The organism is Streptomyces sp. A18 (assembly GCF_059026065.1).
The window spans coordinates 575,621-594,827 of record NZ_JBWLKL010000002.1; the positions used below are offsets into that span (position 1 = coordinate 575,621).

Genomic DNA, 19,207 nt, shown 5'->3' on the forward strand with positions numbered 1-19,207 from the left:
GTTATGTGCAAAGCATCGGCTAATGCCATTTCCTTTGTACAGTGCCCGGCAATGCATTGTGAAGCCCGACTAAATCCGCCCGCGTGTCCGGGTGCAATGGCGATGCGTGATCTTTTCCAGGATTTTTCGCGAAGGTGCCCTGTTCGATACGTGAGTAGGGGTGGGAACGTGACCGTGCTCACGTAGGTTTCTACGAATCTACGCGAGTAGAATTTTTGTGCGGGTAGTCTGAAGGGACCGCTCAGCCAGCACCACACACCGGGAGTGCCAGTGGCACGCGTCGTAGTCGACGTCATGCTCAAGCCGGAGATCCTCGACCCCCAGGGCCAGGCGGTGCAGCGTGCACTGCCGCGCCTCGGATTCAAGGGGATCGCCGACGTACGTCAGGGAAAGCGCTTCGAACTCGAGGTGGACGGGCCCGTCGATGACGCAGCCCTCGCCCGTATCCACGAGATGGCGGAAACCTTCCTCGCCAACACCGTGATCGAGGACTTCTTCGTAAAGGTGGAGGAAGAGAAGTGACTGCTCGAATCGGAGTCGTCACTTTCCCCGGAACCCTCGACGACCGCGACACCCAGCGCGCCGTCCGCGTCGCGGGCGCCGAAGCCGTGCCGCTCTGGCACCGGGACAAGGACCTGAAGCAGGTCGACGCCGTGGTGCTTCCCGGCGGATTCTCGTACGGCGACTATCTGCGGGCCGGGGCCATTTCACGGTTTTCGCCGGTCATGGAGTCGGTCATCGCGCAGGCGAAGGCGGGGATGCCGGTTCTCGGTATCTGCAACGGCTTCCAGGTGCTCACCGAGTCCCACCTGCTGCCGGGCGCGATGCTGCGCAACAACCATCTGCACTTCATCTGCCGCGAGCAGAAGCTGCGCGTGGAGACGGACCGGACCGCCTGGACCGCCGACTACACGGCGGGGCAGGAGATCCAGATCCCGCTCAAGAACATCGACGGCCAGTACACGGCCGACGAGCGGACCCTGGACATGCTGGAGGCCGAGGGCCGCGTCGCCTTCCGGTACCTGGACGGCAACCCCAACGGCTCGCTCCGTGACATCGCCGGCATCACGAACGAGGCGGGCAATGTCGTCGGCCTCATGCCGCACCCCGAGCACGCCGTGGAGCCGCTGGTCGGGACCGGCCGCACCGACGGCCTCGGATTCTTCACCTCGATCCTGAAGAAGCTGGTCAACGCATGACTCTGGACACCGTCAAGCACGCAGCCGAGACTCCCGACGTCAAGCTGCCCTGGGCCGAACTGGGCCTGAAGGAAGACGAGTACGCGCGCGTACGCGAGATCCTGGGCCGCCGTCCCACCGGCGCCGAGCTCGCCATGTACTCCGTCATGTGGTCCGAGCACTGCTCGTACAAGAGCAGCAAGGTCCACCTGCGCCAGTTCGGCGAGAAGGCCCCCGAGAACGACGCCATGCTCGTCGGCATCGGCGAGAACGCGGGCGTCGTCGACGTCGGCAACGGCTACGCGGTCACCTTCAAGGTCGAGTCGCACAACCACCCCTCGTACGTCGAGCCCTACCAGGGCGCGGCCACCGGTGTCGGCGGCATCGTCCGCGACATCATCGCGATGGGCGCGCGCCCGGTCGCCGTCGTGGACCCGCTGCGGATGGGCGCCGCCGACCACCCCGACACCAAGCGCGTCCTGCCGGGCGTCGTCGCGGGCATCGGCGGCTACGGCAACTGCCTGGGCCTGCCGAACATCGGCGGCGAGCTCGTCTTCGACGCCTGCTACCAGGGCAACCCGCTGGTCAACGCCGGTGCCATCGGCGTCATGCGGCACGAGGACATCCACCTCGCGAAGGCTTCCGGACCCGGCAACAAGGTCATCCTGTACGGGGCTCGCACGGGCGGCGACGGCATCGGCGGCGCCTCGATTCTCGCGAGTGAGACCTTCGACGACACGAAGCCGTCGAAGCGTCCCGCGGTCCAGGTCGGCGACCCCTTCCAGGAGAAGCTCCTCATCGAGTGCACCCTGGAGGCCTTCGCCGAGAAGCTCGTCGTCGGCATCCAGGACCTGGGCGCCGCGGGCCTCTCCTGCGCGACCTCGGAGCTGGCGTCCAACGGCTCCGGCGGCATGCGCGTCGAGTTGGACGACGTACCCCTTCGCGACTCCACGCTCACTCCCGAGGAAATCCTCATGAGTGAGTCGCAGGAACGCATGTGCGCGGTCGTCGAGCCCGAGAAGGTCGAGCGTTTCCTCGCGATCTGCGAGAAGTGGGACGTCATCGCCACCGTCGTCGGTGAGGTCACCGACGGCGACCGGCTTGAGATCTTCTGGCACGGCGAGAAGATCGTCGACCTCGACCCGCGCACCGTCGCCCACGACGGCCCGGTTTACGAGCGGCCCTACGCGCGCCCGAAGTGGCAGGACGCCCTCCAGGCGGACGACGCCAACAAGCTGGCACGCCCGGCGACTTCGGACGAACTGCGCGCGCAGGTCCTCGCGGTCGTCGCATCGCCGAACCAGGCCTCCAAGGCGTGGGTGACGGATCAGTACGACCGTTTCGTGCAGGGCAACACGGTGCTCGCGCAGCCCGAGGACTCCGGCATGGTCCGCATCGACGAGGAGTCCGGCCTCGGTGTCGCCCTCGCCAACGACGGCAACGGCCGCTACTCGAAGCTCGACCCGTACGCCGGCGCGCAGCTCGCCCTGTCGGAGGCGTACCGCAACGTCGCCGCGACCGGTGCCAAGCCGCTCGCCGTCTCGGACTGCCTGAACTTCGGTTCGCCCGAGGACCCGGACGTCATGTGGCAGTTCGCCGAGACCACCCGTGGCCTCGCCGACGCCTGCCAGATCCTGGGCACTCCGGTGACCGGCGGCAACGTCTCGCTCTACAACCAGACGGGCGAGGCGGCGATCCACCCGACGCCGGTCGTCTCCGTCCTCGGAGTGATCGACGACGTAGCGCGCCGCACGCCGATCGCCTTCAAGGAAGAGGGCCAGCTCCTCTACCTCCTGGGCGACACCACCGAGGAGTTCGGCGGCTCGGCCTGGTCGCAGGTCGTCCACGACCACCTCGGCGGGCTTCCCCCGAAGGTCGACCTGGAGCGCGAGCGGCTGCTCGCCGAGATCCTCATCTCGGGCTCGCGCGACGGCATGATCGACGCCGCGCACGACCTCTCGGACGGTGGCCTCGCGCAGGCCGTCGCCGAGTCCTGCCTCCGTGGCGGGAAGGGCGCGCGCCTGGTCGTCCCGGACGGCCTGGACGCGTTCACCCTCCTGTTCAGTGAGTCGGCAGGGCGGGCGATCGTGTCCGTCCCCCGCTCCGAGGAGCTGCGCTTCACCGACATGTGCGGGGCGCGGGGTCTGCCCGCGACGCGCGTCGGTGTGGTCGACGGCGACGCGGTGGAGCTGCAGGGCGAGTTCACGCTGCCGCTCGGCGAGGTGCGCGAGGCTTACGAGGGGACCCTTCCGGGGCTCTTCGCCTGAGGCGCGATACATCGGCAAGAGCGTGGGGCGGGGCGGCTGCGATGCCGCCCCGCCCCTCTCCCGTCTCCGTCTCACTTCTCAGCCTCCCGTCTCAGCCTCCCGTCTCAGCGGCGAGACGCTCACGGTGGGCGAAGAGGCTGTCCCGGTACCGTGACCTGCATGACTGAGGAGCTCGGGCTGCGTGCGCGGAAGAAGAAGCAGACCGCCCAGCGGATCTGGCGGGTCGCGGTGGACCTCTGCTCCGAGCGCGGCTTCGACCATGTCTCCGTCGCGGAGATCGCCGAGGCCGCCGAGGTGTCGAAGATGACCGTCTTCAACTACTTCGGCACCAAGGAAGGCGTCATCGTCGGCCCGGTCGAGGAGCACGCCGACGACCCGGCCCGCGCGGTGCGCGAGCGACAGCCGGGGGAGTCGGCGGTCGACGCCATGCGCGGCCAGTTCCTGGAGCAGATCACCGGACGCGACCCCTCGATCGGCCTCAGCGGCGACCCGCGCACCCTCAAGGTGCGCCAGCTCATCAGCGAGACACCGACCCTCTCGCACCGCATGGTGATCTTCCACATGCGCAGCGTCCAACTCCTCGCGGACGCCCTCGCGGAGGAGACGGGCGACATGCTCCTCGCACGCGTCGCCGCCTCCCAGCTGATCGGCGCCCGCAACGCGCTCATCGTCGAGAACCACCGGCGCACGCTCATCGGAGACCCGCTCGACGAGATCGCCAAGGACTGCGCCGCGCACGCCGAGCGCGTCTTCGGCCAGGTCGAGAAGGGGCTCCAGGGGTACCCCGGGAAGAATTAGGCTCGGCCCATGCCACCGGCCAAGAAGCGCACGCGTATCTACGACTCCGCCAAGATCCGCACCGCCGTGCTCGCCCAGTTCGGGAACGTACGGGAAGCGGTCAGCGCCCTGAAGCCCGAACAGCTCGCCCTGCCTACCCGGCTCGGCGGCTGGACCGTCCGCGAGCTGGCCGCGCACCTCACGATGGCGCTCGGCGGAGCCACCCGCTTCCTCGCCATGCCAGAGCCCGCGGCACGTGAAGTGGCCCTGCTCGACTGGCCGTTCGCCACTGCCTCGGCCGCGGCGCAGGTCGACGAGGCGTCACGGGCCTTCGCGGGACAGGATCTGGCCGAGTTGTACGCGCGTACGCTCGCCGGCTTCGAGGAGGCGCTGCCCGACGTCACGGCGGGGCGGCTCATGCCCACCCGGTTCGGGGCGATGACCCTCGACGACTTCATGGTCACCCGCACCGTCGAACTCGTCGTCCACACGGACGACCTGAACGACGCGGTGCCGGGTCTGGACGTCCCGTACGACCGGCAGGCCCTCGCCGCCTGCACCCGGCTGCTCGCCGACGCCCTCGCGGTGAAGGCCCCCGGCGGCGCCGTCGAGGTCAGGATCCCGCCGTTCGCCGTGGTCCAGTGCGTGGCGGGGCCCCGGCACACCCGCGGAACCCCGCCGAACGTCGTCGAGACCGATCCGCTCACCTGGATCCGCCTCGCGACCGGGCGTACGGACTGGAAGTCGGCCCTGGACGCGGCGAAGGTCGGCGCGAGCGGGGAGCGGGCGGATCTGGCGGCGTTGCTGCCGGTCATGAGCTGACGCCGGGCGCTCCCGAGAGGGCGGACCGGGGGCTCTCGAAGGGCGGACCGGGTGCTCTCGGCGGGCGGGCCCGGCGCTCTCGGCGGGCGGAGGGGAACCAGATCCCCCACTTGTCCCGTCACAGCGGCATGCAGACGCAACGACTGACACCGACCGTCATGGCCCTGGCCGCCGCGGGCATGCTCACCGCGTGCGGCACCGAGACCGGCTCCGGCAGCGGGTCCGTCGGGTCCCAGCCACGCCTCACCGGCGTCCACTGGAGCGTCGAGAGCCTCACGGTGAACGGCAAGAAGCAGCAGGCCCCGGGCGATGCCTACGTAAAGCTCGACGACAAGGGCAAGGCCCAGGGCAACTACGGCTGCAACGGCTTCACGGTGGACGTGGCGGTGGACGGCGAGAACGTCGGCTTCGACGACGCCATCACCACCAAGAGGGCCTGCGACAAGATCGACTTCGAGAACAGCTTCAAGAGCGCCCTCGGCGACGGAGACCTGAAGGCCGAGGTCGACGGCGACAGGCTGACGCTCACCACCGACAAGGGAGACCGCGTGGCCCTCACCTCGGAGCCGGACGCCCCGCTGACGGGCACCAAGTGGAACGTGAACGCCGTCGGAGACGGCAAGGTCACGACGTCCCTGCCGAAGGAAGTGGACGGCAAGGCCCATCTGACCTTCGGCAAGGACGGCACGGTCCGCGGCAAGCTCGGCTGCAACAACGTCACCGCCAAGGCCGAGGTGAAGGGCGACTCCATCACCCTGGGCGCTCCCCGGACCACCCGGATGATGTGCGAGGGAGCCGAGGCGGAGACCGAGAAGAAGCTCCTCAAGCTCTTCGACGGCAAGGTGACCTACCGGCTGACCCACAACGGGCTCTCGCTCACCACCGATGACGGCACGGTCGTCAGCGCGAATGCCGACCTGAAGCAGACGAAGCAGAAGTAGCGGCGCTCCGGCGGGCGCGGGACTTCAGCAGGAACGCGCCGCCGAAGGCCAGCATCAGGGCGCCGCCGACGGAGTAGGCGAGCGTGGTGTCGGAGTCGCCGCCGGTCTCGGCGAGCTCGGTGGAGTCGCCCGTGGGACGGGCCTCATTGGGGGCCCTGGGGGCTTCGGCCGCGGGAGCCTCCGGGGTAGCCTCCGCCGGCGCCGCCACCCCGTCCAGGCTCACCCGGACCGTCGCCGCCTCGGCCCCCGCCTTCACGACCTCGACCTCGACCTCGCGGGCCTCGTCCGTCAGCTTCGCCCCCGCCTTGAGCGCGTCGGCGTCGGCCGGGGCGTCGCCGCCGGTGGACTCGTCGGCGTCCGGGGCCGGGTCCACGAGGCCCGACTCGGCGTACTTCCCTTCCGGCACCCGGTAGGCGTGCACGCCCTGGATCTCGCCGTCGAGGGTGCCGGACTCGTGCCGCAACTCCACGACCAGGCGGTCGTCGCCCAGCGGGATGTCGAGGGCACGGACCCCGTCGCCCTTCCCGTACAGCGGACGCAGCGTGTAGGTCCCCGACTTGCCGATCTTCGCGACCTCGCCGCCGGTCAGCCACTTGTTGTGGAGCAGCTCGGGCGAGGTCAGCCCGGCCTCCCAACCGCCGCCGCCCATCGGCGTCTTGTGGCTGGTGCCGTCCTCCTCGCAGCCCGCGCCGAGGTCACCCTCGGGGCAGCGGAGGCGCGTGTGGTGGCTGTAGCCGAAGTTGTGGCCGAACTCGTGGACCAGGGCCGTCATCGACATCTTGCCGTCGGCGCCGATGGGCATCCAGGTGGTGCCGCCGCCGACGGTGCCGAGCGCGAGCCAGTCGCAGCCCGCCTTCTCCGAGGGGAAGACGAGCGACAGGTGGTCGTAGCTGTCCTCGGAGACGCCCTGCGCGGCCAGTGCCTTCCGCGTGAGGTCGTTGATCTTGCCGGTGTCGCAGCCGGTGGCCGCGAGATCGATGTCGACGGGCCCGCTGACCCCGTCGCCGTCGGCGGCCTTGAAGGTGGTCGCGCCGCCGGTGACCTCGTTGTAGTAGGAGGTGAGGGAGCCGGTGGCGCCGAAGTAGTCGTCCTTCAGGGCGGCCTCGAGCTTGCCCGCGTCCGGTATCCGGCTGTCCGTGAAGTTGACCATGGCGACCTGTACGTGCCGCTCCGGCTCGTCGGCGTCGGCGGCGGGCGCGGGCGCGGCTGCGGCAGCGGTCAGGACGGCGGCCACGGCGGCCGGTATGAGGCAGAGGCGCGGGGACGGCTTCATGGGGGACCTTCCGAGTGGGGGATCGCGCGGGCCTGAAGATGATCAACGAGAGCGCGCGCCAGGCACGCTAGCGATCAAGGCGGCCCGCGCGAACCCCTGGGAAGGCCTCTTAGGGCGGGCTTAAGGCTCAGTTCAGGCAAGCGGAGGCGCGGCACGGCGGGAGCACGGTCACCAGGCACCCCGCAAACCCCGGGCGCACAGGGGGCGCGATCACGCTCCGTGTGTGGTCCGTATCCCCAATTCGGACCAGTGGTCGATCTCGCCTACACTCGGTGTTGTGCCACGTGGTGACGGTCGACTCAATCATGATCTGCTCCCCGGCGAGAAAGGCCCCCAGGACGCTTGTGGCGTCTTCGGTGTCTGGGCTCCGGGTGAAGAGGTCGCCAAGCTCACTTACTTCGGGCTTTACGCCCTACAGCATCGAGGCCAGGAGTCCGCGGGAATCGCGGTCAGCAACGGCTCCCAGATCCTTGTCTTCAAGGACATGGGGCTCGTTTCCCAGGTCTTCGACGAGACCTCTCTCAGTTCGCTCCAGGGTCATATCGCGGTCGGTCACGCCCGCTACTCGACCACTGGCGCCTCCGTATGGGAGAACGCCCAGCCGACGTTCCGTGCGACCGCGCACGGCTCCATCGCGCTCGGGCACAACGGCAACCTCGTCAACACGGCCCAGCTCGCCGAGATGGTCGCCGAACTGCCCAAGGAGAACGGCCGCGCGACCCAGGTCGCGGCGACCAACGACACCGACCTGGTGACGGCTCTCCTCGCGGGCCAGGTCGACGACGACGGCAAGCCGCTGACCATCGAAGAAGCCGCCACCAAGGTCCTCCCGGACGTGCAGGGCGCCTTCTCCCTCGTCTTCATGAACGAGCACACGCTGTACGCGGCGCGCGACCCGCAGGGCATCCGCCCGCTGGTCCTCGGCCGTCTGGAGCGCGGCTGGGTCGTGGCATCGGAGTCCGCGGCGCTCGACATCTGCGGCGCCAGCTTTGTCCGCGAGGTCGAGCCCGGCGAGTTCATCGCGGTCGACGAGAACGGACTGCGAACGTCCCGATTCGCGGAAGCGAAGCCCAAGGGTTGTGTCTTCGAGTACGTCTATCTGGCGCGCCCCGACACCGACATCGCCGGCCGGAACGTCTACCTCTCGCGTGTCGAGATGGGCCGAAAACTCGCCGAAGAAGCTCCGGCGGACGCCGACCTCGTCATAGCGACCCCGGAGTCCGGAACGCCCGCCGCGATCGGTTACGCGGAAGCATCCGGCATCCCCTTCGGCGCCGGCCTGGTCAAGAACGCGTACGTGGGCCGGACCTTCATCCAGCCCTCGCAGACGATCCGCCAGCTCGGCATCCGACTCAAGCTGAACCCCCTCAAGGAAGTCATCAAGGGCAAGCGTCTTGTCGTCGTCGACGACTCGATCGTCCGCGGCAACACCCAGCGCGCCCTGGTCAAGATGCTCCGCGAGGCCGGAGCCGCCGAGATCCACATCCGGATCTCCTCTCCCCCCGTGAAGTGGCCCTGCTTCTTCGGCATCGACTTCGCGACCCGCGCCGAGCTCATCGCCAACGGCATGACGATCGACGAGATCGCCACGTCCATGGGCGCCGACTCGCTCTCGTACATCTCCATCGACGGCATGATCGAGGCCACGACCATCGACAAGCCGAACCTCTGCCGCGCCTGCTTCGACGGCGTGTACCCGATGGACCTCCCCGACCCCGAGCTGCTCGGCAAGCAGCTCCTGGAGACGGAGCTGGCCGCCGGTCCGGCGTCCACGGCAGCGGCCGACGCGATCCGTCGCCCGTAAGCCACCCGTAGTAACGACACGAAAGCTCTCATCCCCCATGCCTGAGACCACTGGTGCCAGCTACGCAGCCGCAGGCGTAGACATCGAAGCGGGCGACCGCGCCGTCGAGCTGATGAAGGAGTGGGTGAAGAAGACGAAGCGCCCCGAGGTCCTCGGCGGCATCGGCGGCTTCGCCGGACTCTTCGACGCCTCCGCCCTCAAGCGCTTCGAGCGCCCCCTGCTCGCCTCCGCCACCGACGGTGTCGGCACGAAGGTCGACCTCGCCCGCCAGCTCGGCGTGTACGACACCATCGGGCACGACCTGGTCGCGATGGTCATGGACGACATCGTGGTGTGCGGCGCCGAGCCGCTCTTCATGACCGACTACATCTGCGTCGGCAAGGTGCACCCCGAGCGTGTCGCCGCCATCGTCAAGGGCATCGCCGAGGGCTGCGTCCTCGCGGGCTGCGCCCTCATCGGCGGCGAGACGGCCGAGCACCCGGGCCTCCTCGGCCCGGACGACTTCGACGTGGCGGGCGCAGGCACGGGCGCGGTCGAGGCCGACCGTGTCCTTGGCCCCGATCGCATCCGTAAGGGTGACGCGGTCATCGCGATGGCCTCCTCCGGTCTTCACTCGAACGGGTACTCGCTTGTCCGGCACGTGGTCTTCGACCGCGCGGCATGGTCCCTGGACCGCCGCGTGGAGGAGTTCGGCCGCACGCTCGGCGAGGAGCTCCTGGAGCCCACCAAGATCTACTCCCTGGACTGCCTGGCGCTCACCCGCACCACGGACGTCCACGCCTTCAGCCACATCACGGGCGGCGGCCTCGCGGCGAACCTGGGCCGGGTCATCCCGGACGGTCTGCACGCGATCGTCGACCGCGAGACCTGGACGCCCGGCGCGGTCTTCGACGTCGTCGGCAAGGCAGGCCAGGTCGAGCGCCTGGAGCTGGAGAAGACGCTGAACATGGGCGTCGGCATGATGGCGATCGTCCCCGAGGAGTCCGCCGACGCGGCCCTCGCGACCCTCGCGGACCGTGGCGTGGACGCCTGGATCGCCGGTGAGATCACCGAGCGCGGCGAGCACACCGATGGCGCGGCGCTGATCGGTGACTACTCCAAGTAAGCCCTGCGGGGCAGCACAAAACCCGGTCCGGTGGTGTGACCACCCCGGACCGGGTCAGGTGCAGTTGCTACGAAACTGCGAATGCTGCAAGTGCTGCGAATGCAACGAGGTCAAGCGCCGCGGCGCTGCGACGAAGGACCGGACTCGTCGGCGGAGTCCTCGTCCTCGTCGTCGTTATACAGATCCGCGTACTGGGCGTACGGGTCGTCTTCCTCGTCGTCGTCCTCGAACGGCTCGCCATTCGGCGGCTGTTGCGAAGTCGAAGCGCCCAGCTCATTGGCCAGACGCGAGAGGTCAGTCCCGCCGCTGCTGTACTTCAGCTGGCGGGCGACCTTCGTCTGCTTGGCCTTTGCCCGGCCGCGCCCCATGGCTCGACCCCCTCGGATATGGGGCTTGGTGACCCCAGAGTCTTGACACGCGTTCATGATCAGGAACGGGCTCTCCGTGGAGAGGCCGGTCCGTAGGGCTTCCACGGTACCTGCTCCTGCGGCCATACGGTACGTCGCCCGCAGGACGCGCCTCGGCGCAGAACCCGCGAGGAGCCCCGTCCTCGCTGGTCAACTGCGATTTTAACCTCTTCTTGTCGGGCGACCCGCCGACGGGGGTGAGTCTTGTCTCTCGCGCCCGTCGGCGGGGCCCTTTCGCGGCACCTGCGGGGTCAGCGGCGGCGGGCCTCAGCCATCCGCTGTTCGGCGATCCTGTCGGCCGCCGCGGCCGGCGGAATGCCGTCATCCTTCGCACGAGCGAATATCGCAAGAGTGGTGTCGAAGATCTTCGACGCCTTCGCCTTGCACCGGTCGAAGTCGAAGCCGTGCAGCTCGTCGGCGACCTGGATCACGCCGCCCGCGTTCACCACGTAGTCGGGCGCGTAGAGGATCCCGCGGTCGGCGAGGTCCTTCTCCACACCGGGGTGCTCGAGCTGATTGTTGGCCGCGCCGCAGACCACCTTGGCGGTGAGCACCGGCACGGACTCGTCGTTCAGGGCACCGCCGAGCGCGCAGGGGGCGTACACGTCGAGGCCCTCGACGCGGATCAGCGCCTCCGTGTCGGCGACGGCGGTCACGGACGGGTGCTTGTGGGTGATCCGGTTCACGGACTCCTCGCGCACATCGGTGATCACGACCTCGGCGCCGTCCTCCAGGAGGTGCTCCACGAGGTGGTGGCCGACCTTGCCGACGCCCGCGACGCCGACCTTGCGGCCGCGCAGCGACGGGTCGCCCCACAGGTGCTGGGCCGAGGCCCGCATGCCCTGGAAGACGCCGAAGGCGGTGAGCACGGAGGAGTCGCCGGCGCCGCCGTTCTCGGGGGAGCGGCCGGTCGTCCAGCGGCACTCGCGCGCGACGACGTCCATGTCCGCGACGTACGTACCGACGTCGCACGCCGTCACATAGCGGCCGCCGAGCGAGGCGACGAAGCGACCGTAGGCGAGGAGCAGCTCATCGCTCTTGATCTTCTCGGGGTCCCCGATGATCACGGCCTTGCCGCCGCCGTGGTCGAGACCGGCCATGGCGTTCTTGTACGACATCCCGCGCGCGAGGTTCAGCGCGTCGGCGACGGCGGCTTCCTCGCTCGCGTACGGATAGAAGCGGGTGCCGCCGAGGGCCGGGCCCAGGGCGGTGGAGTGGATGGCGATGACGGCCTTGAGGCCGCTGGCTCGGTCCTGACAGAGCACTACTTGCTCATGGCCCCCCTGGTCCGAGTGGAACAGGGTGTGCAGGACGCCGTTGTCTGCTTCGGTCACTGTGGTGACTCCCGGTCAAGTGGCGGCGGTCGGGCGGGCGCCCGTGCGGGTGGCGGGGCCCGTTGGGCATGAGACTAGAGCCTGTGAGAACCCGGTGGCCGCGCAGTGCCGAGGATCACCCTCTCCTGTTGCACTCGAAGCACGTCGGAGTTCGGCCATGGCACGATTTGCAGTGTTTTCCAGCCGGTACGCGGGGGAGGGAGCAGCCGTGCCCAAGGTCTCTTCGTTGGTCGTCCCGTACGCGTCCTACTTGCGCGTCTATGAGCCTCTCGCCGCGTTCCCGGAACCCGAGCGCAGTCACTGGGCGCGCTACGCGCGTCGCACGCACCGACCCTCGTACCAGGACGAACTGAGGCGCTCCCTGGCCGACTTGCTGCCCACCCCGCCGGTGCCCGTGCCGGTGCACGAGAGCAGCGACGCGTTCGTGGTCGAGGCGGACGGTGTGGTGTGCGTCTGCCCCTGGCGCACCCGGCTGCGCGGCTGGCAGGCCCTGGGGGACCTGCCGGGGCAACTGCCGACGCCGGTCCTTGACGCGGTCCTGCCGCCGGTGGTGCGCCGCCAGACGGCCGCGGACTACGAACAGTGGCTCGTGCGGAACCCGGACGCGCGCCCCTGGATCCGTACGTCGACGTGGCAGGTGCCGCTGAACTGGTTCGTGCTCGTCTCGGACGAGGAGCGACAGTACGAGAAGGGGACGGCGGATTCCGCGCCCGTCCTGCGCTACCGCACGCCGATGGTGCAGGCACGGCGCCGGGTGGCCCGCGGGCTCAGGACGCTGCGGGACACCCTCGACGACGGACCGCTCGTCGAGGGCCTCATGGACGTGGGCCGGTGGCTGGAGGAGTTCCATCCGCGCTCCCTGGTGGAGCTCGACTACGGCGGGCTCGTGCACGCCCTGTCCGAGGAGCAGCTCGACGAGGACCACTCGGCGGCGGACGTGGCGGAAGGAATCGAGGCGCTGCGGGGCGGCGACGGCGAGGGTGCCGGCGAGGCGTATGCGAGGCTCATGGAGCGATGGAGGGCGGTCCGGGACCGCCAGTTCTCGAACTGAGCCTCGGCCCGTTCTCGAACTGAGCGTCAACAGGGCCTTCGTGGGTCATCCCCTGCGGAGGTCATCTCCCCGTAGGTCACCCCTACGTGGCGCCTACGCGGGACGTAGGTCCCGATCCGGGCTTTTGTATCAAGCGTGACGGACCGCACTTACTGGGCCCTTGCGCCCATCGCCCCCCCTCATGCCAAAATAGGACAAGGAGTCCGGGGAGGGCTCCTTCCGTCCATGTACGGGCGGAATACTCAGCATTGCACGCTATGGGGGGTCTGTTGACTCCTGATCGCTCTGTGACTGATCGTCACTGTGGCGTGACTGTCCGCTATGGCATGGTCCATCGGCTTCCGTCGCTGATAGACACCTGGGAGGGCAATTCCATCGGTTTGGCCGACGTGGCTGGACGGATGGTGTAGTTGTAGTGCCGAGGACAAGCCGTTCGTCCTATAACCGACTCGACTCGCGTCCGCCATTTCGGGCAACGCGGGTCAAGGTGCAGAATTTAGAGGAATGAACCGAGAAGGTTCGGTTCTCCGAGGAGGCCGCTCATGACCGCTCGCACCCCTGATGCCGAGCCGCTGCTGACCCCGGCTGAGGTTGCCACGATGTTCCGCGTCGACCCCAAGACGGTGACGCGATGGGCCAAGGCTGGCAAGCTCACGTCGATTCGCACGCTCGGCGGGCATCGCCGTTACCGCGAGGCTGAGGTCCGCGCACTGCTCGCGGGTATCCCGCAGCAGCGCAGCGAGGCCTGATTTACCGCATTACCGCAGTACCAGGACGAAGAGTACGACCGCTGCCAGGTCCCCCAACCCGGCCGCAACGTCCGACCCTAGCTACACACGACACGGGTCCCGCCCCAACGGGTCCCACTCCTGAGCCTCATGGGTGAGTCGTTTCGATCGCGCTGGACTCCGCCGGGTCCAGCGCGATCTTTTTTGTGCGCCCAAGAGGTGCTGGTGAGGGCCGCCGTGCGCGGGCTTGTTGGTCTCTGAGGGGTGCCGTTGCGCTGCCGCTGAGTCGACTGGGGGGAGGCCGCCCGGGTGCTGGGTGGAGCCCCTCCCGGCACCCTCTCCGGGTGGTGCAATTGCACATATTAAATTGACTGGTTGTAGGGCGGGTGTAAGTTCCGGGGTTTCCAAAACAAGTTCGGTGACACCCGTCACACGCCGTGAACCTTGTTGCCTGCGATACCTCTGAGCTAGAGGAGATCCCGGAGCGCACAGGGGAGTTGGCGCCACGCGCGCGGGGTCCTGCCCTCACCCTCCCACCACCGGGGTGGGTCGCGGGTCGGCTTTGGTCACGCGTTCGGGGGACTTTCGTCCTCACTCGGCGCACAGCCGCCCTCGCAGCCGCCCTCGTGGCCGCTCTGGGCGGCAGGAGCGGTCTCCAGGGCGAGCCGCTCCAGCCGGTGGCAGATCGGGCAGTGCCGGGTCAGGTGGCGATAGCTCGTCGCCGCGGAGAGGTGGGCGCGCAGCAGTGCGCGTATCTCGTGCCGTGCGGACGCCGCTGAAGCCGTCATACGCCACCTCCCGCTGGGGAGCGGGTCCCGCCCCCGTTCCCTGTTGTCTAGGTACCGGCGGAATGTGACGCAGTCAAGATGCGCAAACGACAACGGGCCGTATCCCAGAGGGATACGGCCCGTTCAACTTCACTGCGGTCCTGACGGGATTTGAACCCGCGGCCTCCACCTTGACAGGGTGGCGAGCACTCCAAACTGCTCCACAGGACCTTGCTTTGCGGCGCTCATTGGTGCGTTGCGCTGCGAGACAGGACTCTACAGCAGCCCAGGCCCGGCGGTCGAACTCACCCAGGGTGCCCGGGTGGTCACGGTGCGGTCGCGTCGATCGCCTTCACGATCCGCTTGTCCGAGACGGGGTACGCCGTGCCCAGCGCGTGCGCGAAGTAGCTGACGCGCAGCTCCTCCAGCATCCAGCGGATGTCCAGGACCTCCTGGGGCACGGGGCGGCCCTGCGGGAGCTGTTCCAGGAGCCAGGCGTACTCGTCCTGCATCTCGTGGACCTTCTCCATGCGTGCCGTGTCCCGCTGGACGTTCGTCGGCATCTGCTGGAGCCGGCGGTCGGCGGCCACCATGTAGCGCATCAGGTCCGCCAGGCGGCGGATACCCGTGGCCGTGACGAAGCCGGGGCCGATGAGGGCGTCCAACTGCGCCCGTACGTCCGTGAGGTTGGCAAGGAGCGTCGGGCTCTTCGTCGACTTCAGGCGGCGCTCGCAGGCCTGCCAGGCGGCGAGGACCTGCTGGACCTGGTCGACCGTGCGGACCGTCGTGTCGACGATCTCGGCGCGCACCTTCTCGTACAGCTTGCGGTACGACTCCTCGTCCCAGGCGGGACCGCCGAAGTCGCCGATCAGCTTGTCCGCCGCGGCCATGGCGCAGTCGGCGAAGAGCGCCTGGATGGAGCCGTGCGGGTTCGCGGACAGGGCGATCTTCTGGGCGTTGGTCAGCTTGTCCGAGGCGAACTTGGCCGGATTGACCGGGATGTTGCGCAGGATGAGGCGGCGCGTGCCCTTCCACATCGCCTGCTGCTGCTCGGCCTCGGTGTCGAAGAGGCGTACGGAGACGGTGTTCGCTTCGGAGCCGTCGTCCACGAGAGCCGGGTACGCCTTCACCGGCTGGCCCGCGCGGCGCGTCTCGAAGACCCGGCTGAGGGCGCCGAACGACCAGTCCGTGAGGCCGGACCGCTCGACCGCCGCGCCGCCCGTCTTCTCCGCCGTCGCGGCCGCCGCCTGGGACAGGGCCTTGCGGGCCTTCGGGCGGAGCTGGAGCTTCAGGTCCTCCAGGTCCTTGTCCTCGGCGAGCTTCCTGCGCCGCTCGTCGGTGATCCGGAAGGTGATCTTCAGGTGGTCGGGCACGCGCGTGAGATCGAAGTCGTCCGGTGAGACGGGGACGCCGACCATCCGCTGGAGCTCGCGCGCCAGCGTCACGTGCAGCGGTTCCTGGAGCGGCACCGCGCGCTCCAGGAACGCCTTCGCGTAGTTGGGCGCGGGGACGTAGTGCCTGCGGATCGGCTTGGGCAGGGAGCGGATCAGCTCGATCACGACCTCCTCGCGCAGGCCCGGGATCTGCCAGTCGAAGCCGTCCGCCGTGACCTGGTTCAGGACCTGGAGCGGTACGTGCACCGTGACGCCGTCCGCGTCCGCGCCCGGCTCGAACTGGTACGTCACCTTGAACTTGAGCGCGCCCTGACGCCACGTATCGGGATAGTCGTCCTTCGACACGTCACCGGCGCGCTCGTTGATCAGCATCGACCGCTCGAAGTCGAGCAGTTCGGGCTCTTCGCGCTGCTTCTTCTTCCACCAGGAGTCGAAGTGCGCCCCGGAGACGACGTCTTCCGGCACCCGCTGGTCGTAGAAGTCGAACAGCGTCTCGTCGTCGACGAGGATGTCGCGGCGCCGCGCGCGGTGCTCCAGCTCCTCGACCTCGGTGAGCAGCTTGCGGTTGGCGGCGAAGAACTTGTGGTGCGTGCGCCAGTCGCCCTCGACGAGCGCGTTGCGGATGAACAGGTCGCGGGAGACCTCGGCGTCGATGCGGCCGTAGTTCACTTTGCGCTGGGCGATGATCGGGACGCCGTACAGCGTGACCTTCTCGTACGCCATCACGGCCGCCGCGTCCTTCTCCCAGTGCGGCTCGCTGTACGTGCGCTTGAGCAGATGCTGGGCGAGCGGCTCGACCCACTCGGGCTCGATCTTCGCGTTCACGCGGGCCCAGAGGCGTGAGGTCTCGACGAGTTCGGCCGACATGATGAAGCGCGGGGGCTTCTTGAAGAGGGCCGAGCCGGGGAAGACGGCGAACTTCGCCGAACGGGCGCCCAGATACTCGTTCTTCGCGCCCTCCTTCACGTCCTTCATCCCGATGTGGGAGAGGAGACCGGCGAGGAGGGAGATGTGCACCTGCTGCTCGGGGGCATCGTCCTCGTTGAGGTGGATGCCCATCTGCTTGGCGACCGTACGCAGCTGCGTGTAGATGTCCTGCCACTCGCGGATCCGCAGGAAGTTCAGGTACTCCGACTTGCACATCCGGCGGAACGAGGACGAGCCGCGCTCCTTCTGCTGCTCGCGGACGTACCGCCACAGGTTGAGGTAGGCCAGGAAGTCGGAGGTCTCGTCCTTGAAGCGTGCGTGCTGCTGGTCCGCCTGCGTCTGCTTCTCGGCGGGGCGCTCGCGCGGGTCCTGGATGGAGAGCGCAGCGGCGATCACCATGACCTCGCGTACGCAGCCGTTCTTGTCGGCCTCCAGGACCATGCGCGCCAGGCGCGGGTCCACCGGCAGCTGGGCCAGCTTGCGGCCCTGCTGGGTGAGGCGCTTCTTCGGGTCCTTCTGCGTGGGGTCCAACGCGCCCAGTTCCTGGAGGAGTTGGACGCCGTCGCGGATGTTGCGGTGGTCCGGCGGGTCGATGAAGGGGAACTTCTCGATGTCGCCGAGCCCGGCCGCCGTCATCTGGAGGATGACGCTCGCCAGGTTCGTACGGAGGATCTCCGCGTCCGTGAACTCGGGGCGGGCGACGAAGTCGTCCTCCGAGTACAGACGGATGCAGATGCCGTCCGACGTACGGCCGCAGCGGCCCTTGCGCTGGTTGGCGCTGGCCTGGCTGATCGCCTCGATGGGCAGGCGCTGCACCTTCGTGCGGTGGCTGTAGCGGGAGATGCGGGCCGTGCCGGGGTCGATGACGTACTTGATGCCCGGGACGGTGAGGGAGGTCTCCGCGACGTTCGTGGCGAGGACGATGCGTCTGCCCGTGTGCTGCTGGAAGACGCGGTGCTGCTCGGCGTGCGAGAGACGGGCGTAGAGGGGGAGGACTTCGGTGAAGCGGTAGTTCTTCTTGTTCAGCGCGTCCGCCGTGTCCCGGATCTCGCGCTCCCCGGAGAGGAAGACGAGGATGTCGCCCTTGCCCTCGCCCTGGAGCTCCTCGACGGCGTCCGTGATCGCGGTGATCTGATCGCGGTCGCTGTCCTCGGCGTCCTCTTCGAGCAGCGGGCGATAACGCACCTCGACCGGATACGTGCGGCCGCTGACCTCGACGATCGGGGCGTCCCCGAAGTGCCGCGAGAACCGCTCCGGGTCGATGGTCGCCGAGGTGATGACGACCTTCAGGTCCGGGCGCTTGGGGAGCAGCTGGGCGAGGTAGCCGAGCAGGAAGTCGATGTTGAGGGAACGCTCGTGGGCCTCGTCGATGATGATCGTGTCGTACGCGCGCAGCTCGCGGTCCGTCTGGATCTCGGCCAGCAGGATGCCGTCCGTCATCAGCTTCACGTACGTGTCGGCGCCCACCTGGTCCGTGAAGCGGACCTTCCAGCCGACGGCCTCGCCGAGCGGCGTCCTCAGCTCGTCGGCGACGCGCTCGGCGACCGTGCGGGCCGCGATGCGGCGTGGCTGCGTATGGCCGATCATGCCGCGCAGGCCGCGGCCGAGCTCCATGCAGATCTTGGGGATCTGCGTCGTCTTGCCGGAGCCCGTCTCGCCCGCCACGATCACGACCTGGTGGTCGCGGATCGCCGCGGCGATGTCGTCCTTCTTCTGGCTGACCGGGAGCTCTTGCGGATACGTGATCTCGGGCAGCCGACTGCCCCGCTCGGCCATCCGCGCCGAGGCCTTGTCGACGTCCGCCGCGATCTCGGCGAGGACAGCGGCGCGGGCGTCGGGCTTGCGGATCCGGCGCGCACCCTCGAGCCGGCGGCCGATCCGGTGCTCGTCGCGCAGCGACAGCTCGGACAGACGCGGGGCGAGGGAGTCGAGGGTGAGGGCAGGCTGCGTAGACATACGGCGTCCAGGATCTCACCCGCCGCTCGGAGGTGGCGAACCGATTTTCTCCGGCGGGGCGCCCGGCACGTACGATTCGGGGCATGTCGTCCCGTGCGCGTGCGTCGTGGTGCCCCTTGCTGGGGGTACTGCTCGTCGTGCTCGGGGCGTTCTGCGGGCCTGCGGTGGCCGCCGAACCGGTGGCGAAGCCCGTCGCGTCGGTGCAGGCCGAGGCGTCCGCGGGGGCGCCGGGCTGCGGCAAGGGCGGTCAGCAGGACGCCGGGCAGGCCCCCGCCGCCCCGCCGCGCTCCAGTTCGGCGTATGAGCTGCTGCCCGCTCTCCACCAGGCGCACTCCGCGTCCGGCACGTGGGGCGTCGACCAGACGGTGCTGTCCCTGACGCCCGTGCGTGGGCCGCCGCCGCTCGCGCCGCCCTCTCCCATAGATCTCTCGATCCTGCGCGTCTAGAGGCCCCTGTTCCGGGGCCCCTTCAACGAC

16 protein-coding genes and 1 tRNA gene are annotated in these 19,207 nt (G+C 68.9%); 11 read left to right on the forward strand and 6 right to left on the reverse strand.

The window, feature by feature from the left end; all coding sequences use genetic code 11:
• Positions 1–270 precede the first annotated feature (270 nt).
• The 6 genes from purS to AC5P1C_RS05520 all read left to right on the forward strand — a co-directional run bounded on the left by purS (position 271) and on the right by AC5P1C_RS05520 (position 5,985).
• Complete coding sequence (gene purS / locus AC5P1C_RS05495; RefSeq protein WP_135332092.1) at positions 271–522, forward strand: phosphoribosylformylglycinamidine synthase subunit PurS; 252 nt, start codon at positions 271–273, stop codon at positions 520–522.
• The gene (gene purQ, locus AC5P1C_RS05500) at positions 519–1,199 is read left to right on the forward strand and encodes a phosphoribosylformylglycinamidine synthase subunit PurQ (RefSeq protein ID WP_493864488.1); all 681 of its coding nucleotides are present in this window, start codon (positions 519–521) and stop codon (positions 1,197–1,199) included. The genes purS and purQ overlap by 4 nt, the downstream gene beginning before the upstream one ends.
• Positions 1,196–3,445 (forward strand): phosphoribosylformylglycinamidine synthase subunit PurL, encoded by a 2,250-nt coding sequence (gene purL, locus AC5P1C_RS05505; protein ID WP_493864489.1) that lies wholly within the window; start codon positions 1,196–1,198, stop codon positions 3,443–3,445. The genes purQ and purL overlap by 4 nt, the downstream gene beginning before the upstream one ends.
• 159 nt (positions 3,446–3,604) lie before the next feature.
• Positions 3,605–4,243, forward strand: coding sequence for a TetR/AcrR family transcriptional regulator (locus AC5P1C_RS05510; protein ID WP_493864490.1), 639 nt, complete (start codon positions 3,605–3,607; stop codon positions 4,241–4,243).
• A gap of 9 nt (positions 4,244–4,252) precedes the next feature.
• Complete coding sequence (locus tag AC5P1C_RS05515; protein ID WP_493864491.1) at positions 4,253–5,044, forward strand: maleylpyruvate isomerase family mycothiol-dependent enzyme; 792 nt, start codon at positions 4,253–4,255, stop codon at positions 5,042–5,044.
• Positions 5,045–5,172: 128 nt separating this feature from the next.
• Positions 5,173–5,985 (forward strand): META domain-containing protein, encoded by an 813-nt coding sequence (locus tag AC5P1C_RS05520; RefSeq protein ID WP_493864492.1) that lies wholly within the window; start codon positions 5,173–5,175, stop codon positions 5,983–5,985.
• Here AC5P1C_RS05520 and AC5P1C_RS05525 read toward each other — a convergent pair.
• Complete coding sequence (locus tag AC5P1C_RS05525; protein WP_493864493.1) at positions 5,945–7,258, reverse strand: metallopeptidase domain-containing protein; 1,314 nt, start codon at positions 7,256–7,258, stop codon at positions 5,945–5,947. The genes AC5P1C_RS05520 and AC5P1C_RS05525 overlap by 41 nt on opposite strands.
• A 277-nt stretch (positions 7,259–7,535) precedes the next feature.
• Here AC5P1C_RS05525 and purF point away from each other — a divergent pair, with 277 nt between their 5' ends.
• Both purF and purM read left to right on the forward strand, forming a co-directional pair.
• Entirely contained in the window at positions 7,536–9,062 is a 1,527-nt protein-coding gene (gene purF, locus AC5P1C_RS05530; protein ID WP_493864494.1) for an amidophosphoribosyltransferase, read from the forward strand.
• Between the two features lie 37 nt (positions 9,063–9,099).
• Positions 9,100–10,167 carry a phosphoribosylformylglycinamidine cyclo-ligase gene (gene purM, locus AC5P1C_RS05535; RefSeq protein ID WP_493864495.1) on the forward strand — a complete coding sequence of 356 codons (1,068 nt, stop codon included), beginning with the start codon at positions 9,100–9,102 and terminating at the stop codon, positions 10,165–10,167.
• A 110-nt stretch (positions 10,168–10,277) separates the two neighbouring features.
• Here purM and AC5P1C_RS05540 read toward each other — a convergent pair whose 3' ends face one another.
• The gene (locus AC5P1C_RS05540; protein ID WP_160505941.1) at positions 10,278–10,535 is read right to left on the reverse strand and encodes a DUF3073 domain-containing protein; all 258 of its coding nucleotides are present in this window, start codon (positions 10,533–10,535) and stop codon (positions 10,278–10,280) included.
• A 290-nt stretch (positions 10,536–10,825) separates the two neighbouring features.
• Positions 10,826–11,908 carry a Leu/Phe/Val dehydrogenase gene (locus AC5P1C_RS05545; protein ID WP_493864496.1) on the reverse strand — a complete coding sequence of 361 codons (1,083 nt, stop codon included), beginning with the start codon at positions 11,906–11,908 and terminating at the stop codon, positions 10,826–10,828.
• Between the two features lie 208 nt (positions 11,909–12,116).
• Here AC5P1C_RS05545 and AC5P1C_RS05550 point away from each other — a divergent pair, with 208 nt between their 5' ends.
• Both AC5P1C_RS05550 and bldC read left to right on the forward strand, forming a co-directional pair.
• Positions 12,117–12,959: a DUF8083 family protein gene (locus AC5P1C_RS05550; RefSeq protein WP_493864497.1), complete on the forward strand. Its 843-nt coding sequence runs from the start codon at positions 12,117–12,119 to the stop codon at positions 12,957–12,959.
• 542 nt (positions 12,960–13,501) lie between these two features.
• Positions 13,502–13,708, forward strand: coding sequence for a developmental transcriptional regulator BldC (gene bldC / locus AC5P1C_RS05555; protein WP_003949541.1), 207 nt, complete (start codon positions 13,502–13,504; stop codon positions 13,706–13,708).
• Positions 13,709–14,253: 545 nt separating this feature from the next.
• Here the strand turns inward: bldC and AC5P1C_RS05560 are convergent.
• The 3 genes from AC5P1C_RS05560 to hrpA form a co-directional block, all read right to left on the reverse strand.
• Entirely contained in the window at positions 14,254–14,475 is a 222-nt protein-coding gene (locus AC5P1C_RS05560; protein WP_493864498.1) for a DUF6274 family protein, read from the reverse strand.
• A gap of 135 nt (positions 14,476–14,610) precedes the next feature.
• Positions 14,611–14,685 (reverse strand) — tRNA-Asp (locus AC5P1C_RS05565).
• A gap of 95 nt (positions 14,686–14,780) precedes the next feature.
• The gene (gene hrpA / locus AC5P1C_RS05570; RefSeq protein WP_493864499.1) at positions 14,781–18,731 is read right to left on the reverse strand and encodes an ATP-dependent RNA helicase HrpA; all 3,951 of its coding nucleotides are present in this window, start codon (positions 18,729–18,731) and stop codon (positions 14,781–14,783) included.
• An 83-nt stretch (positions 18,732–18,814) separates the two neighbouring features.
• Here hrpA and AC5P1C_RS05575 point away from each other — a divergent pair, with 83 nt between their 5' ends.
• Positions 18,815–19,177 carry a hypothetical protein gene (locus AC5P1C_RS05575; RefSeq protein WP_493864500.1) on the forward strand — a complete coding sequence of 121 codons (363 nt, stop codon included), beginning with the start codon at positions 18,815–18,817 and terminating at the stop codon, positions 19,175–19,177.
• Positions 19,178–19,207 lie beyond the last annotated feature (30 nt).

Coding starts and splice junctions, on each gene's coding strand:
- purL (WP_493864489.1), top strand. CDS start 1,196: ATGACTCTGGACACCGTCAAGCACGCAGCCGAGACTCCCGACGTCAAG.
- AC5P1C_RS05510 (WP_493864490.1), top strand. CDS start 3,605: ATGACTGAGGAGCTCGGGCTGCGTGCGCGGAAGAAGAAGCAGACCGCC.
- AC5P1C_RS05515 (WP_493864491.1), top strand. CDS start 4,253: ATGCCACCGGCCAAGAAGCGCACGCGTATCTACGACTCCGCCAAGATC.
- AC5P1C_RS05520 (WP_493864492.1), top strand. CDS start 5,173: ATGCAGACGCAACGACTGACACCGACCGTCATGGCCCTGGCCGCCGCG.
- AC5P1C_RS05525 (WP_493864493.1), bottom strand. CDS start 7,258: ATGAAGCCGTCCCCGCGCCTCTGCCTCATACCGGCCGCCGTGGCCGCC.
- purM (WP_493864495.1), top strand. CDS start 9,100: ATGCCTGAGACCACTGGTGCCAGCTACGCAGCCGCAGGCGTAGACATC.
- AC5P1C_RS05540 (WP_160505941.1), bottom strand. CDS start 10,535: ATGGGGCGCGGCCGGGCAAAGGCCAAGCAGACGAAGGTCGCCCGCCAG.
- bldC (WP_003949541.1), top strand. CDS start 13,502: ATGACCGCTCGCACCCCTGATGCCGAGCCGCTGCTGACCCCGGCTGAG.
- AC5P1C_RS05560 (WP_493864498.1), bottom strand. CDS start 14,475: ATGACGGCTTCAGCGGCGTCCGCACGGCACGAGATACGCGCACTGCTG.
- hrpA (WP_493864499.1), bottom strand. CDS start 18,731: ATGTCTACGCAGCCTGCCCTCACCCTCGACTCCCTCGCCCCGCGTCTG.
- AC5P1C_RS05575 (WP_493864500.1), top strand. CDS start 18,815: ATGTCGTCCCGTGCGCGTGCGTCGTGGTGCCCCTTGCTGGGGGTACTG.